This window comes from Nocardioides dokdonensis FR1436, assembly GCF_001653335.1.
Lineage (GTDB): Bacteria > Actinomycetota > Actinomycetes > Propionibacteriales > Nocardioidaceae > Nocardioides > Nocardioides dokdonensis.
Window position 1 is genome coordinate 1,270,156 of sequence record NZ_CP015079.1, and the last position, 14,504, is coordinate 1,284,659.

Below are 14,504 nucleotides of genomic sequence, written 5' to 3' on the forward strand. Positions count from 1 at the left end.
GCTCTGCGAGGCTGGGCCGGTGCCCGACACCGTCCCCGCGCCGCAGCTGTCCCTGCCCGACGACGAGGCCCGCGCCCGGGTCGCGGCCTTCGCCGACGACCTGGTGCGTCGGCGCACGGTCCGGGACTTCTCGTCCCGCCCGGTCGCCGCGGGCGTCCTCGAGGACGCGGTCCGCGCCGCCGCCAGCGCGCCCAGCGGGGCGCACGTGCAGCCCTGGCGCTTCGTCGTGGTCACCGACCCCACCGTCCGCCGGCGCCTGCGCGAGGCGGCGGAGGCCGAGGAGCGCGAGTTCTACGGCCGTCGCGCCTCCGAGGAGTGGTTGCAGGCCCTCGCCCACCTCGGCACCGACGCCACCAAGCCGTTCCTCACCGACGCGGCCGCGCTGGTCGTGGTCTTCGAGGTGCACCAGGGCCCGGACTCGCCCAAGCCCTACTACGTCAAGGAGTCGGTGGGGATCGCCGTCGGGTTCCTGCTGGCCGCGCTGCACCAGGCCGGGCTCGCGACCCTGACCCACACCCCGAGCCCGATGAAGTTCCTCGGCGAGGTCCTCGGTCGCCCGCCCGAGGAGCGCGCGTTCGTCGTCGTCGCGGTCGGCCATCCCGCACCGGACGCCGAGGTCCCGGCCCTGGAGCGCAAGCGGCTCGACCAGGTGCTGGTCCGCGTCTGAGCCGCAGGGTCAGTCGCGCAGCTTGGCCAGCCGGGCACGCAGCAGGTCGACGCGGTGGGCGTTGCCGTGCAGCTCCACGTAGCTCTCGGCGTACGACGCCAGCAGCGCGTCGTCGAGCCGGCGCACCGCACCCGGGGGGTAGCGGTAGTCCATGCGCTGGTTGATGTCGGCCTCGTCGACGGCGACCAGCGCCTCGGAGAGCTCGCCGAGGCTGGTGACGCCCAGCTCGAGCAGCAACCCGGAGATCCACGCGTAGTGGTCGGTGCGCGACCAGCCGGCATCGGCGTACTGCCCGGCGAGGAAGGCTGCCAGCTCACGCGGGTCGAGGCGCGGGTCGGCGTCGGGCTCGGCGACCTCGTCGTCGCCGGCGCGCGGGTCGGTGGCCTGGAGCCGGTCGCGGATCGTGGAGAACTCCCGGTCGGCCAGCTCCAGCAGCCCGGCGGCGAGGGTGAAGCGGCGGTCGAAGTCGCGCTCGTGCTCCTCGGGGACGACGCCCTTGTAGCGGATGTCGTGCTCGAACTCCGCCCACGCGTGCTGCAGGACGGTGCGGATCTGCACCGACGCGACCAGCCCGCGCAGCGACGACCACTCCGGGTCGCCCTCGCGAGCGCCGTCGAGGCCGACGACCTGGTGCCGGCTGGAGTACCCGAAGCGACCCTCGCTGGCGGTCTCCCGGCCCATGTCACGGTCGTCGTGGACGACGAGCTGGTCGCGGACCAGGTCGGCCACCGTCTCGACGTCGCGCTGGACGTAGGTGATGACCCGGACCCCGAGCTGGTCGGTGACCTCGGTCAGCGGGTCGCGGTAGAGCGGCCGGCTCCCCGGCCGGCCGTCGACGCTGCGGGCCGCCTTGGCCGCGAACGAGCCGACCGACTTGGTGCGCCCGGTGACGGAGAGGTAGTTGATGCCGGCCTCGTCGAGCAGCGACTGGACCAGCCGCACGTAGCGCTCCCCGGCGTCGCGCAGCTGCGGCAGGCGCGCGGCGTACGCCTGGGTGGCGGCCTGGACCGGGTCGGTGCGCGGCCGGCTGCGCCGCGGGCTGGGCTCGAGGTCGTCGGGGAGGGTCGGGACGACGACGTAGCCGTTCTCCCAGGAGCCCTCGGGACCCAGGTAGGTGGTGGTCGCGTCGGGGTGCAGGTCGGCGAAGAGCCCGACGTAGGCGCACACCACGGCGTCGACCTGGTCCTCGACGACGCGCAGCTCGCTCTTGCGGGTGGCGCCCTCGACGTCGGCGCGCAGCCGGGTCCACGGCTCGCCGGCGGTGACCACGACGGTCTCCAGGTAGCCCATCAGCGCGAGCAGCTCGCTGCGCAGGCCCTCGAGGTCGCGCCCGGCCTTGTTCTTGTACTTCAGGCTGCGCCCGAGCCGGAACAGCGCGACCGTGGCCGGGTGCGGGTAGACCTCGATCGCGCGCCGCTGCCGGCCGGACCGGGGGTTGAGGTCGAGACGCAGCTGACCGGCGATCCGGGCGCCGCGCGGGGTCTCGGCGAACTCGGGCTTGCCCGTGTTCGCCGGGTGGGCACCGGCGTCGAAGCGCGCGAAGTCCTTGTTCAGCGCGGCCTCGCAGCCGCGGTTGCCGGTGGCGTTGCGCACGATCAGCGGGGCGTCGATCGCCACCAGGCACGGCCCGCCGGCCACCACGCCCTCGACGGCCGCGGCCACCTCGTCGTCGGTGCGCTGCGCCGAGACGTGCAGCAGCCGCGCCTCGGGGTCCAGCACCGCGACCCCGGTGGGAGCGCGCTGGCCCCAGGCGAGGTCGATGCCGACGTAGTGCATGCCCCTACCCTGCCGTACGCCGCCCCCGCAGCCGCTCAGGCCTCGCGGGTTCAGCCCTCGTGGATCGGCTCGGCGGGAAGCCGCTTGACCTTGCGGGTCCGGCGGCGTCGGCCCGGGATCATCGAGCGCATCTCCTCGAGCTTGCCGAAGCACAGCAGCCGGTCACCGGCCTCGAGCACGTGCCGGCTGTGCGGGTTCGGGATGACGCTGGTGCCGCGCTGCAGCGTCAGCGCCGAGATGTCGCGCTCGCGCAGCCCCGACTCGCCCAGGGTCTTGCCCACGAGGTCGGAGGCGGCCTGCACCGCGATCTCGGCGACGCCGTACCCGGTCGAGACCGTGAGCCGCTGGCGCACGTCGATCTCGGGGAAGGCGACCTGGTTGTCGATGAAGTCGATGATCGAGCCGGCGACGTCTAGGTCGGTGGCGCGCTCGATGCCCTCGAGCCCGGGCGAGGAGTTCACCTCCATCACCAGGGGACCGTCGTTGCCCTCGAGCATGTCGACGCCGGCGACCCGCAGCCCCATGATCTGCGCGGCCCGCACCGCCACGCGCTCGTAGTCGGCGTCCAGGGTGACCGGCTCGACGGTGCCGCCGCGGTGCACGTTGGAGCGGAACTCGTCGCCCTGCGCGACCCGGCGCATCGCCGCCACCACCCGGTCGCCGACCACCAGCGCGCGGATGTCGCGGCCCTTGCTCTCGGCGACGAAGCGCTGGATGAGCACGTTCTGCCGGGTGCTGTGCAGGGTCTCGATGATCGCCTCGGCGACCTTGAGGGTGGGCGCCAGGATGACCCCGATGCCCTGGGTGCCCTCCAGGAGCTTGATCACCACCGGCGCCCCGCCGACCCGCTCGATGGCGGCGATGACGTCGGCCCGGTCGCGCACGAAGGTCGTGGCCGGCATCCCGATGTGGTGCCGGGACAGGATCTGGGTCGCGCGCAGCTTGTCGCGCGAGTTCGTGATCCCCCACGACGTGCTGGGCGTGTAGACGTCCATCTGCTCGAACTGGCGCACCACGGCGGTGCCGAAGTACGTGATCGAGTTGCCGATGCGCGGCAGGATGGCGTCGTAGTGCGAGAGCCGCTTGCCCCGGAACTGCAGGTCCGGCTCGTCACCGGCGAGGTCGATGCCGAAACGCAGCGTGTTGAGCACCTTGACCTCGTGACCCCGGTCGAGGGCCGCGGTGCGCAGGCGCTGCGTACTGTACGACCGGGGCGCGCGGGACAGGATCGCGAGTTTCATGGGTTCCAGACTGAGAGGCGACGGTGGAGACGGACCTTTCCTACACCCTGGCGGGGTGGCGGGAGTGGGTCAGCCTGCCCGATGCCGGTGTCGAGTGGATGAAGGCCAAGCTCGACACGGGGGCCCGGACCTCGGCGATCCACGCCTTCGACCTCGAGGAGCTCGAGCGCGACGGCCAGCAGCTCGTGCGCTTCTCCGTGCACCCCTGGCAGGCCACCGACGAGGACGCCGTGCTGGTCGAGAGCCCCGTGCTGGACCGTCGAGAGGTCCGCTCGTCCTCCGGCCACGTCGAGGAGCGGCTGGTGGTGCCGATGGCGCTCACCCTCGTCGGGCGCACCGTCACCGTCGAGATGAGCCTGAGCCGCCGCGACGAGATGGGCTTCCGGCTGCTCGTGGGGCGTGAGGCGCTGCGCCAGGGCTTCGTCGTGGACCCCGGCCACTCCTACCGCGGCGCCCGCCCGCCGGTCACCGTCCGCCGCCGCAACCGGGGCCGCTGACGTGGCCCGCCCGTCGTTCGAGATCGGCCCCGTGCGGGTGCGCCCGGGGCGCGCCCAGTCGCTCGCGCTCCCGATCACCCGCCTGGTGACCGGTGCCGAGGTCGACCTGCCGGTCCGCGTCGTGCACGGGCGCGAGGACGGCCCCACCGTCTGGATCGACGCCGCCATCCACGGCGACGAGGCCGTCGGCGTCGAGGTGGTGCGCCAGGTGCTCGCCGACCTCGACCCGCGCACCCTGCGGGGCACGCTGATCGCGATCCCGATCGTCAACGTCCTCGGCTTCATGACCGGCAGCCGCTACCTGCCCGACCGCCGCGACCTCAACCGGTCCTTCCCCGGCTCGGCCCGCGGCTCGCTGGCCGGTCGCATCGCGCACCTGATGATGACCGAGGTCGTCGCCAAGTGCTCGGTGGGCATCGACCTGCACACCGGCTCCGACCGGCGCACCAACCTGCCGCAGATCCGCACCGACCTCGAGGACCCCGAGACCCGTCGCCTGGCCGAGGCGTTCGCGGCGCCCGTGATGATGCACGCGCGGCTGCGGGACGGCTCGCTGCGCCACGCCGCGCGCGAGGAGGGCGCCAAGGTGCTGCTCTACGAGGCCGGCGAGGCCTGGCGGATGGACCCGTGGGCGATCGACGCCGGCGTGCGCGGCGTACGACGCGTGCTCGCGGCGCTGGAGATGACCGGGCCCGTCGACGAGGAGCCGCCGCCGGCCAGCCTCGAGAGCTGGCGCAGCGGCTGGGTGCGCGCGCGAGGCACCGGGATGCTGCACCTGGAGGCCGAGCTGGGCCAGCGTGTCGAGAAGGGCGAGCGCCTGGGCGGGCTCTTCGACTCCTTCGGCAAGCGGGTGCGACTGGTGCACGCCGACCGCGCGGGCATCGTGGTGGGCCGCACCGAGGCACCGCTGGTGAGCTCGGGGGACGCGGTGCTCCACCTCGCCGAGGTCGAGCCGTGAGCCCGCGGACGAGCGGCGGGCCCGAGGTCCCCCGCGAGGTCGTGATGCTGCGCGAGCTGCACGCCCTGCTCACCAGCATCAGCAGCGCCGGGACCCTCTCCGAGCTGTTGCAGCTCGTCGCCCAGGGCGTCGTCGACGTGCTGGGCTTCCAGATCGCCGCGGTCAACTACCTCGACGACGACGGCTTCCTCGAGGTGCTCGCGGTCGCCGGTGACGAGGAGGCCGCACGCACCATGAGCGGGCGCCGGGTGCGGGTGGAGGAGTTCCTCGAGGAGTTCGAGATCGCCGACCAGTGGGGGCAGCTGCGCTTCGTCCCCCACGACCGCCTGCCCGACGACGTGGTGAGCACCTGGGTCCCCCGGGTCGAGGCGCTCACGGGCCCGGACGCCTGGCACCCCATGGACGCGCTCCACGCGCCGCTGCACGGCCCCAACGGGGAGCTGGTGGGGGTGCTCGGTGTCGATCTGCCCATCGACGGCCGACGGCCCGACGAGCTCGCCCGCCAGGTGCTGGAGATGTACGCCGTGCAGGCCGGGCTGGCCATCCACCGCGCCCGCGCCCTGCAGCGGGAGCACGAGCTCGCCGCAGGACTGCGGGAGTCCAGCCGCTACCGCGAGCAGGTCAACGCGGCGGTGACCCACGAGCTGAAGAACCCGCTCACCTCCATCCTGGGCCACGTGGAGATCCTCCAGGACACGCCCGCGCAGTCGGACCAGGTCGAGCGCAGCGTGAGCTCCATCAGCCGGGCCGCACGCCGGATGGAGGCGCTGGTCGAGAGCCTCCTGAGCCTGGCCCGCGTCAGCGACCCCGAGCAGCTGCCGGCCCGTCGCCGGGTCGACCTGCGCGAGCTGGTGGCCGAGGCGCAGGAGCTCGCCGCCGTCCAGGCCCAGCGCCGCGACATCACCCTGACCGTCGACGGGGCCGAGGAGCCCTGCCACACGGAGGGGGATCCTGCCGAGCTGGCGATGGTGGTCTCCAACCTGCTGAGCAACGCCCTGAAGTACACCCCGCCCGGCGGGTCGGTGCGCCTCACGACGAGCACCGTCGGCGACCGGGTGTCGCTGACCTGCACCGACACCGGCCACGGCATCCCGCTGGCCGACCAGGCCACCGTCTTCGACGAGTTCACCCGCTCGGCCCAGCCCGACGGCGGCGAGGTGCCCGGCAGCGGGCTGGGCCTGGCGATCACCCGCCGGGTGGTCGAGCGCCACGGAGGCACGATCGACCTCCGGTCGACGCCCGGGCAGGGCACGTCGGTCCAGGTCCTGCTGCCGGCCGCCTGAGCCCGGCCCGCGGGCTCACGGAACCCGTGCGTGACCTCGAGGCTCCTGGCACGTTTTACCTTCCACCACCCAAGGATGTCCGATCGGTGGAGGCGGGGTCCGGGCTCCGCTGACGAAGATCTGACCTTCCCCCGCACCATCCCCCCTTCTCCACCCCCCCCTGAACCATCCCCCTCCTCCCCCCGGAGCCACCTGTGCGATCCCCCCACCGCGCTGCGACCAGCCCCGCCCCCCGCCGGCACCGTCGCGGCGCCCTGCTCACGGCCCTGACCGGTGCCCTGGTCACCGCGTCGCTGTCCGTGCCCGCCGGCGCCCCCGCCGCCCCCGTCGCGCCCGTCGAGTCGTCCACCGTCGCGCTCGGGCCCGTGTCCGCCGCCCCGCTCGCCGCGCGCACCCAGGAGCGCCGTCGCCGCGACAACCCCCCTCCCGAGCTCGGTGTGCAGTTCCACGGGCTGTGGTCGTCCTACTCCGACGCCGACCGGGCCGGGGTGCTCGACCGGCTCGTCGACATGGGCGCGGGCTGGGTCCGCCTGGACATGTCCTGGGCGATGATCCAGCCGACCGCCGGGCGCATCGACCCCGCCGGCTGGGGTGTGCGGTTCGTCGACCGGGTCGTCGACATGGCATCGGAGCGGGGGCTGAAGGTGCTCGCCACCTTCTGGCTCACCCCCGGCTGGGCCGGCCCCGAGGCCGGCGAGCGCTCGCTGCCGGCCGACCCCCGCGACTACGGCCGGGCGCTGGCCTGGGCCGCGGACCGCTGGGCCGGGCAGGTGCAGGCCTGGGAGGTCTGGAACGAGCCGAACTCGAAGGACTTCCTCGCCGGCGCCGACCCGGCGGCGTACGCCGACCTGCTCTGCGCGGCCCACGACGCCGTGCGCCCCGCGACCGCGGGCGGCCCGCAGCTCGTCTTCGGCGGCACGATGCACAACGACTCGGAGTGGATCGAGGCCGCGTACGACGCCGGCGCGGGCGCCTGCTTCGACGTGCTGGCCACCCACCCGTACCAGTCGCCCTCCGACACCGGCCCGATGTCGGGGTCGGGCGAGTCGCAGTGGGAGTTCAGCCACCTCGCGGAGGTGCGCGCCCTGATGCGTCGCCACGGCGACACCCGCCCCGTGTGGGTCACCGAGTTCGGCTGGTCCTCGCACTCCGACCGCGGCGGCGAGCAGCCGTGGGAGCGCGGCGTCAGCCGGCGCCAGCAGGGCACCTTCACCGTGGCCGCGCTCGAGGCGCTGCGCAAGCAGTTCCCCTTCGTGAAGAAGGCCTTCCTCTACAACGACCGGGCCCGCACCGACGCCGGGCGGCACATGAAGGGCTACGGCCTGATGACCCCCGGGCTGAAGCCCAAGCCGGTCTACCGCGCCGTGCAGCGCTGGGCGGGTCGCTGACGCGGCCCTGCGGAGCCCCGGGTCGGGGTGTAGGTGGTGGTGACGGCGATCAGTCGCCGGCGGCCTCGAGCATCCGCACCAGCTCGGCGCCCATCTCCTCGATGACCGCCTGCAGGCCCTGGAGCGGGCGCACCATGACCGTGAAGTCACGGATCAGCCCGGCGTCGTCCCAGGTGATCATGTCGATGCCGTGGACCTGCTTGCCACCGACGACGGCGCTGAACTCCAGGATCGCGGAGTCGGGGCCCACCCACTCGCGGAGGTAGCGCAGCTGCGGCCCGAGCACCGTGAAGGCGGCGCTCAGGTAGCCCACCACGGCGTCGCGACCCTCCTGGGGCGTGTGCACCGCCGGGGACCGGAAGACCCCGTCCTCGGCGACGAGGGCCGGCAGCCGCGAGGCGTCACCCGCCTCGGCGACCTCGTGCCAGCGGGCCAGGGCAGCGGTGACGTCCATGACCCCATCCCACCACGGGGCGCGATTGACACGTGGTGCGGCGCAGACGGCATCCTGCCCGGGTGGACTCCCCCATCCCGGACTACCTGCACGAGGTGCTGAGCGCCTGCGGCGCCGACACCTCCGGCGCCGTCGCCGACTACATCCCCGAGCTGGCCCAGGTCGATCCCGACCGCCTGGGCGTGGCGCTCACCACCGTCGACGGCGCGGTCTACGAGGCCGGCGACTGCGAGTCGCGCTTCACGATCCAGTCGATCTCGAAGCCGTTCGTCTACGCGCTGGCGCTGCAGCAGCGCGGGCTCGAGGCGGTCCTGGACCAGGTGGACGTCGAGCCGTCGGGCGAGGCGTTCAACGAGCTGTCCCTCGAGAAGGGCTCCGGTCGGCCGCTGAACCCGATGATCAACGCCGGCGCGATCGTCGTGCACACCATGCTCGGGGACCCGGGCGACCCGCAGGGTCGCTGCGACCAGGTGCTGGCCGGGCTGTCCGCCTTCGCCGGGCGTCCCCTCGACGTCGACGAGGCGGCGTACGGGTCGGAGACGGCGACGGCCTTCCGCAACTACGCCATCGCCAACATGCTGCGCAGCCGTGACTCGATCACCGAGGACCCCGAGGACGTCGTGGCCGCCTACACCCGGCAGTGCTCGGTGCGCGTCAGCACGCGCGACCTGGCGCTGATGGCCGCCACGCTGGCCAACGGTGGCGTGCACCCGGTGAGCGAGGAGCAGGTCGTCGAGGAGTGGGTGGCCCGCCAGGTGATGAGCGTGATGGCCACCTGCGGCATGTACGACTCCGCCGGCGACTGGATCTCGACCGTCGGCTTCCCCGCCAAGAGCGGCGTGTCGGGCGGGATCATCGGAGCACTGCCCGGCCAGCTCGGCATCGCGGCCTTCTCGCCGCGCCTCGACCCGCACGGCTCCAGCGTCCGCGGCGTCGAGGTGTGCCGCCACCTCTCGGCCGACATGGGGCTGCACATGATGGACGCCCCCCAGCCGGTGCGCGCGACCATCAGGAGGATGCACACCGTCCAGCAGGTCGACGGCAGCGCCGCGAAGGTGTTCTCGCTGCACGGCTCCCTGCAGTTCGCCGGCACCGAGCGGCTGGTGCGCGACCTCGCCGAGGCCGATGCCGCGGGCCAGCTCTCCGACGCGGTCGTGCTCGACCTCACGAGGGTGCACTCCATCAACGCGGTGGCGCGCCGGATGCTGCTCGAGACCGTACGCCGGCTCAGCGTGGAGGGCTGCAGCGTGACGGTGGTCGACCCCGAGTCGACGCTGCCCGACCCCGACTGCGGGGACGGGCTGCGCCCGACGGTGGTCGGCACCGTCGCCGAGGCGGCCGCCCTCGGTGGCGGCTGAGCCCGCTCAGACCTCGGCGAGCCGCAGCGCGGCGACGACGTCGGCGAACATCCGCTGCTTGATGGTGGCCATCGTGGCCCGGTCCTTGCCGGCCAGGTGCCGCACCCGCGCGGCCGCGGCCTCGGGCAGGTCCTCGAGGCCGGTGGCGACGTCGACGATGCCGGCCGCCGCCGCGTCCGCGCCGGGGAACCGGTGACCGGTGGTCATCGAGTCCATCGCGGCCCGCGGGGTCAGCTTGGCCATGATCAGCGCGTTCATGCCCGGGGTGAACGGGATGTGGATGTCGACCTCGGGGAAGCAGAAGTAGCCGCGGTCCTCGCGCATCACCCGGTGGTCGTGGGCCATGGCCAGCATCGCGCCGGCACCGAAGGCGTGACCGTTGAGGGCGGCGACGGTGGGCACCGGCAGGGTCAGCACCTTCTCGAAGAGGCCGTGGACGCGGCCGACGTACTCGCCGAGGCGGTCGGGGTGCGCGCCGAGCCACTCCAGGTCCAGGCCGTTGGAGTAGAACTTGCCGTCACCGGTGGTGATCAGCGCCGCCGGCTCGGTGGAGGACGCGAGGTCGTCGAGGAAGCCGTCCACCTCGTCGAGGAAGGCGGGGGTGAAGCGGTTCTCGTCGTCCCCGAAGTGGATGGTCCACAGCGGTCCGTCGTGCGTCAGCGTCGGCATGCGGCGCTCCTCTCGTCGGCGACATCAGAGCACACGTCACGCCGGGTGCTGGAGGGCACCTCCGGGTGTGTTCCCGAAGCGCCTTCCTGGCCACAATCGGGACGCGGCCCGAGGTCGGGCCGGAGCCGGCGGTGCCGGCACAGAGTCGGGTCGCCCCGCGGCGGCCCGTCCCCCACGATCATCGAGGAGGACGCATGACGCGCATCATCATCATCGGAGGACACGGCAAGGTGGCCCGCAAGGCGACGCCGCTGCTGGTCGAGGACGGTCACGAGGTCACCTCGGTGATCCGTGACCCGGACCAGTCGGCCGCGATCAGCAAGCTGGGCGCGGAGCCCGCGGTCGCCGACGTGGCGTCCATGCAGCAGCGCGAGCTCGAGGACCTGCTGCGTGGCCACGACCTGGTCGTGTGGTCGGCAGGCGCCGGGGGCGGATCGGCCGAGAAGACGTACGCCGTGGACCGCGACGCCGCGATCCGCTCGATGGACGCCGCCGCAGCGGCCGGGGCCGAGCGCTACGTGATGGTCTCCTACTTCGGCGCCGGACCCGATCACGGCGTCCCCGCCGACAACGCGTTCTTCCACTACGCCGAGGCGAAGGCCGCCGCCGACACCCACCTCGAGGAGTCGGCCCTGAAGTGGACGATCCTCAAGCCCAGCGCGCTCACCGAGGGGCCGACCACCGGCAGGATCGACGTGCGCTCCGCCGACGCTGGCGAGGTGTCGCGCGGCAACGTCGCGGCCGTCATCCGTGCGGTCGCCGGCGCCGACCCCGCTGCCGTCGCCGGGCTGACGATCCCGTTCAACGACGGCGACACCCCGATCGAGGAGGGCCTGCGGCACGTCCGCTGAGCGGGCGGAGGTCAGTCCCCCGCGACCTCGGGGAGCCGCGGGTGGGCCGTCGGGTAGATGCCGACGGCGAAGCCGTAGACGGTGTCGCCGGAGCGGGGCAGCTCGTCGAACTCGCGCACCAGCGCGGCCATCCGCTCCCAGAACTCGACGGCGCGCTCCTCGGGCAGGCGCGCGTGCCGGACGAAGCCCCACAACCGCCCGTCGGCGAACGCGGGCGCCGACTCCCGCGCGGCCACCTCGAGGTCGTTGAAGTCCCGCGGCAGGGTCGCGCCCTCGCCCCCCTGCTCGGCACGGACGTGGAACATCCGCGCGGTGCGGCCGTAGAAGCGCTCCTCGATGGCGCGCACCCGCCGGGTCCGCACGACGCGCACCAGCCCCGCCTCGGTCAGCACCTTGACGTGGTGGGCGACCGTGCTCTTGGGTCGGCCCACCGCGGTGGCCAGCTCGGTGATGGTGGCCGCCCGCTCGTGGAGCAGACCGAGGACCGTCGTCCGCAGCGGGTTGCTGAGGGCACTGACCTGCGCCGGTGACGTGAGCACGAGCCGGTCGGCGAGCTCGTAGTCGGGAGGAGGGGGGTTGCTGGACATGGCCTGACCAGACTACCGTTCCAGAACGTTCCATCTTGTTGGATCATTCGCCAGGCAAGGAGAGCCATGTCCACGATCGTCCTGTTCCACCACGTCCAGGGACTCACCGCGGGAGTGGTGTCCATCGCCGACGAGCTCCGGCGGGCGGGGCACACCGTGCACACCCCGGACCTCTTCGACGCCCGTACCTTCACCACGATCGAGGACGGCATGGCCCACGCCCGCGAGGTCGGCTTCGACACCCTCCTCGAGCGTGGCGTGGCCGCTGCCGAGGGTCACTCCTCGGCCGTCTACGCCGGGTTCTCGCTCGGGGTGATGCCCGCCCAACGGCTGGCCCAGACGCGCGCGGACGCGCGCGGCGCGCTGCTGCTGCACGCCTGCCTGCCGGTCTCGGAGTTTGGCGAGCGGTGGCCGGAGGGGGTCCCGGTCCAGGTCCACGGCATGGACGCCGACCCGTTCTTCGCCGAGGAGGGCGGCGACATCGACGCCGCTCGGGAGCTGGTGGCGTCGACCGAGGCGGCGGAGCTGTTCCTCTACCCCGGCGAGGAGCACCTCTTCACCGACTCCTCGCTCCCCGCGTTCGACCCGGCAGCCACGGCCCTGGTGCTGGAACGGGCGCTGCGCCTGCTCGACGCCCTCTGACCGACGCTGGCCTCAGTGGACGCAGCCACCCGGCCTCGCTGCTCGTCTCGTGGTCGGCTCGCCGGCCAGCCTCTCCCACGGCATGATCGGCGACGTGATGAAGTCTCCGCTGCTCGCCGCCGCCCTGTCCGCCGTGGTGCTGGCGGGGTGCGGCGCCGACACTCCTGCCGAGCCTGCCCCTCCCCGGACGGCCGACCCGCAGGCTGACGGCGCGTCCTCGGCCGAGAGGGCCACGCGCCGCGACGCGTCCGCCCTGGCGCGCCTCCTACGGGCGCACCACACCGAATCGCAGGCCTATCCGAGGAACCATGCGTCGCTCATGCGGTTCGCAGAGGAGTCCGGGTTCGAGTTCACTGACGGCAACCTGATCCAGATCTACCAGGCACTGCCCGGGAAGGGGTCTGCCTCGTCCTTCGGATTCTGCGTGGTGAACCCCAAGTCGCGTGCGTGGACGCTCTACGACAGTGCCGAAGCCGACCACACGACCAGCACGGGTGGTCTGGTCTGCCAGCCGATGGCCGGGGCGAGCTGAGATCGACGTCCGCTCCGCCGGTCCTGAGAGCTGCTGCACACCTGGTCCACCCACGGCAGGCTCACCGATCGGCGGCAGCCGCCGCGGTCAGTGGGCCATGTCGACGAAGCGGGAGTAGTGGCCCTGGAAGGCCACCGTGATGTCCCGGGTGGGACCGTTGCGGTGCTTGACGACGAGCAGGTCGGCCTCGCCGGGGCGGGTCGACTCCTTCTCGTAGGCGTCCTCGCGGTGCAGCAGGATCACCATGTCGGCGTCCTGCTCGATCGAGCCCGACTCACGCAGGTCGCTCATCGCCGGGCGCTTGTCGGCGCGCTGCTCGGAGCCACGGTTGAGCTGCGACAGCGCGATGATCGGGACCTCGAGCTCCTTGGCGAGCAGCTTGATCTGGCGGGAGAACTCCGAGACCTCGAGCTGGCGCGACTCGACCTTCTTGCCCGAGCTCATCAGCTGCAGGTAGTCGATGACGATCAGCTGCAGGTCGTGCTTCTGCTTGAGCCGTCGCGCCTTGGCGCGGATCTCCATCATCGTCATGTTCGGGCTGTCGTCGATGAAGACCGGCGCCGAGGAGACCTCGCCCATCTTGCGGGCCAGCTTGGTCCAGTCGTCGTCGCCCATCGCGCCGTTGCGGATGTGGTTCAGCGGCACCTTCGCCTCGGCGGAGAGCAGACGCATCGTGATCTCCGAGCGCGTCATCTCGAGGCTGAAGAACACGCTGGTCAGGTTGTTGTGGATAGACGCCGCCCGACAGAAGTCCAGAGCCAGCGTCGACTTCCCCATGGCAGGACGCGCCGCGACGATGATCATCTGGCCCTTGTGCAGACCGTTGGTCAGCTCGTCGAGGTCGGCGAAGCCGGTCGGGACGCCGTAGATGCCGGAGTCACGGTTGCCGATCGCCTCGATCTCGTCGAGGACCCCGTCCATGATGTCCGAGAGCGGCGCGTAGTCCTCACCCGAACGCTTCTCGGCGAGCTTGAAGACCTCGGCCTGAGCCTGGTCGACGATGTCGTCGACGTCGCCCTCACCGGCGTAGCCGATCTGGACGATCTTGGTGCCGGCGTCGACGAGCCGGCGCAGCACCGACTTCTCGCGCACGATGGCGGCGTAGTAGCCGGCGTTGGCCGCGATCGGGACGTTCGCCGACAGCGTGTGCAGGTAGGGCGCGCCACCGACGCGCTGCAGCTCACCGCGGCGCTGGAGCTCGGCCGCGACCGTGACCATGTCCACCGGCTCGCTGCGCCCGTAGAGGTCGATGATCGCGTCGTGGATCGTCTCGTGGGAGGGGCGGTAGAAGTCGCCACCCCGCACCCGCTCGGTGACCTCGCTGATCGCGTCCTTGCTGATCAGCATCGCGCCGAGCACCGACTGCTCGGCCGCCATGTCCTGCGGCGGCGTGCGGTCGTTGGGTCCGTTGCGCGGGCGCTCGCCGGGCTTGTAGGAGACCGGGCCGTCGCCCCAGTCCTCGTACGGCGGCGGCTCCTCTGCGGTGCGGCCCTGCTGCTCGGTGACGCTCAACGTGCCCTCCCCTGCGTGGTCCCCGGGCCGACCCCGTGCCGGCTGGCGCCGGTGCTCGTGACGCTAGGGGCGAGCACCGACACAGCGGC

General features: G+C 72.7%; 15 protein-coding genes. 9 read left to right on the forward strand and 6 right to left on the reverse strand.

Annotated elements, in window-relative coordinates:
* Positions 1-19 precede the first annotated feature (19 nt).
* Positions 20-667 (forward strand): nitroreductase family protein, encoded by a 648-nt coding sequence (locus I601_RS06050; RefSeq protein ID WP_068107403.1) that lies wholly within the window; start codon positions 20-22, stop codon positions 665-667.
* Between the two features lie 9 nt (positions 668-676).
* Here I601_RS06050 and I601_RS06055 read toward each other — a convergent pair whose 3' ends face one another.
* Together I601_RS06055 and I601_RS06060 are read right to left on the reverse strand one after the other, a co-directional pair.
* The gene (locus tag I601_RS06055; protein WP_068107405.1) at positions 677-2,443 is read right to left on the reverse strand and encodes a DUF429 domain-containing protein; all 1,767 of its coding nucleotides are present in this window, start codon (positions 2,441-2,443) and stop codon (positions 677-679) included.
* A gap of 50 nt (positions 2,444-2,493) precedes the next feature.
* A complete protein-coding gene (locus I601_RS06060) occupies positions 2,494-3,684 on the reverse strand; it encodes a RimK family alpha-L-glutamate ligase (RefSeq protein ID WP_068107407.1) in 1,191 nt (396 codons plus the stop codon).
* Between the two features lie 23 nt (positions 3,685-3,707).
* Between I601_RS06060 and I601_RS06065 the strand changes: the two genes are divergently transcribed.
* The 4 genes from I601_RS06065 (at position 3,708) to I601_RS06080 (ending at position 7,810) form a co-directional block, all read left to right on the forward strand.
* The gene (locus tag I601_RS06065; RefSeq protein WP_068107409.1) at positions 3,708-4,181 is read left to right on the forward strand and encodes an ATP-dependent zinc protease family protein; all 474 of its coding nucleotides are present in this window, start codon (positions 3,708-3,710) and stop codon (positions 4,179-4,181) included.
* 1 nt (position 4,182) lies between these two features.
* Positions 4,183-5,139, forward strand: coding sequence for a succinylglutamate desuccinylase/aspartoacylase family protein (locus I601_RS06070; RefSeq protein ID WP_068107411.1), 957 nt, complete (start codon positions 4,183-4,185; stop codon positions 5,137-5,139).
* Positions 5,136-6,422, forward strand: a complete 1,287-nt coding sequence (locus I601_RS06075; RefSeq protein ID WP_068107413.1) for a GAF domain-containing sensor histidine kinase — start codon at positions 5,136-5,138, stop codon at positions 6,420-6,422. Before I601_RS06070 ends, I601_RS06075 begins: the two co-directional genes overlap by 4 nt.
* 194 nt (positions 6,423-6,616) lie before the next feature.
* Positions 6,617-7,810 (forward strand): cellulase family glycosylhydrolase, encoded by a 1,194-nt coding sequence (locus I601_RS06080; RefSeq protein ID WP_068107415.1) that lies wholly within the window; start codon positions 6,617-6,619, stop codon positions 7,808-7,810.
* A 49-nt stretch (positions 7,811-7,859) separates the two neighbouring features.
* Here I601_RS06080 and I601_RS06085 read toward each other — a convergent pair whose 3' ends face one another.
* Positions 7,860-8,264: a nuclear transport factor 2 family protein gene (locus I601_RS06085; RefSeq protein ID WP_068107417.1), complete on the reverse strand. Its 405-nt coding sequence runs from the start codon at positions 8,262-8,264 to the stop codon at positions 7,860-7,862.
* A gap of 62 nt (positions 8,265-8,326) precedes the next feature.
* Between I601_RS06085 and I601_RS06090 the strand changes: the two genes are divergently transcribed.
* Positions 8,327-9,622 (forward strand): glutaminase, encoded by a 1,296-nt coding sequence (locus I601_RS06090; protein ID WP_068107419.1) that lies wholly within the window; start codon positions 8,327-8,329, stop codon positions 9,620-9,622.
* 6 nt (positions 9,623-9,628) lie between these two features.
* On the opposite strand, the gene I601_RS06095 is transcribed toward I601_RS06090, so the two are convergent.
* Positions 9,629-10,291 (reverse strand): enoyl-CoA hydratase-related protein, encoded by a 663-nt coding sequence (locus I601_RS06095; RefSeq protein WP_068107421.1) that lies wholly within the window; start codon positions 10,289-10,291, stop codon positions 9,629-9,631.
* Between the two features lie 194 nt (positions 10,292-10,485).
* Between I601_RS06095 and I601_RS06100 the strand changes: the two genes are divergently transcribed.
* A complete protein-coding gene (locus I601_RS06100; RefSeq protein WP_068107424.1) occupies positions 10,486-11,142 on the forward strand; it encodes an SDR family oxidoreductase in 657 nt (218 codons plus the stop codon).
* An 11-nt stretch (positions 11,143-11,153) separates the two neighbouring features.
* Here I601_RS06100 and I601_RS06105 read toward each other — a convergent pair whose 3' ends face one another.
* A complete protein-coding gene (locus I601_RS06105; protein ID WP_068107426.1) occupies positions 11,154-11,729 on the reverse strand; it encodes an ArsR/SmtB family transcription factor in 576 nt (191 codons plus the stop codon).
* 66 nt (positions 11,730-11,795) lie between these two features.
* Here I601_RS06105 and I601_RS06110 point away from each other — a divergent pair, with 66 nt between their 5' ends.
* Together I601_RS06110 and I601_RS06115 are read left to right on the forward strand one after the other, a co-directional pair.
* Entirely contained in the window at positions 11,796-12,371 is a 576-nt protein-coding gene (locus I601_RS06110) for a dienelactone hydrolase family protein (RefSeq protein WP_068107428.1), read from the forward strand.
* 82 nt (positions 12,372-12,453) lie between these two features.
* Complete coding sequence (locus tag I601_RS06115; RefSeq protein WP_157519929.1) at positions 12,454-12,903, forward strand: hypothetical protein; 450 nt, start codon at positions 12,454-12,456, stop codon at positions 12,901-12,903.
* 87 nt (positions 12,904-12,990) lie between these two features.
* Here I601_RS06115 and dnaB read toward each other — a convergent pair whose 3' ends face one another.
* Positions 12,991-14,415 (reverse strand): replicative DNA helicase, encoded by a 1,425-nt coding sequence (gene dnaB / locus I601_RS06120; protein WP_068107432.1) that lies wholly within the window; start codon positions 14,413-14,415, stop codon positions 12,991-12,993.
* Positions 14,416-14,504 lie beyond the last annotated feature (89 nt).

What these genes read in the sequence shown, in the direction of transcription:
- I601_RS06095 (WP_068107421.1), bottom strand. Translation starts at nt 10,291, where the DNA reads ATGCCGACGCTGACGCACGACGGACCGCTGTGGACCATCCACTTCGGG.
- I601_RS06110 (WP_068107428.1), top strand. Translation starts at nt 11,796, where the DNA reads ATGTCCACGATCGTCCTGTTCCACCACGTCCAGGGACTCACCGCGGGA.
- I601_RS06115 (WP_157519929.1), top strand. Translation starts at nt 12,454, where the DNA reads ATGATCGGCGACGTGATGAAGTCTCCGCTGCTCGCCGCCGCCCTGTCC.
- I601_RS06055 (WP_068107405.1), bottom strand. Translation starts at nt 2,443, where the DNA reads ATGCACTACGTCGGCATCGACCTCGCCTGGGGCCAGCGCGCTCCCACC.
- I601_RS06105 (WP_068107426.1), bottom strand. Translation starts at nt 11,729, where the DNA reads ATGTCCAGCAACCCCCCTCCTCCCGACTACGAGCTCGCCGACCGGCTC.
- I601_RS06100 (WP_068107424.1), top strand. Translation starts at nt 10,486, where the DNA reads ATGACGCGCATCATCATCATCGGAGGACACGGCAAGGTGGCCCGCAAG.
- I601_RS06085 (WP_068107417.1), bottom strand. Translation starts at nt 8,264, where the DNA reads ATGGACGTCACCGCTGCCCTGGCCCGCTGGCACGAGGTCGCCGAGGCG.
- I601_RS06060 (WP_068107407.1), bottom strand. Translation starts at nt 3,684, where the DNA reads ATGAAACTCGCGATCCTGTCCCGCGCGCCCCGGTCGTACAGTACGCAG.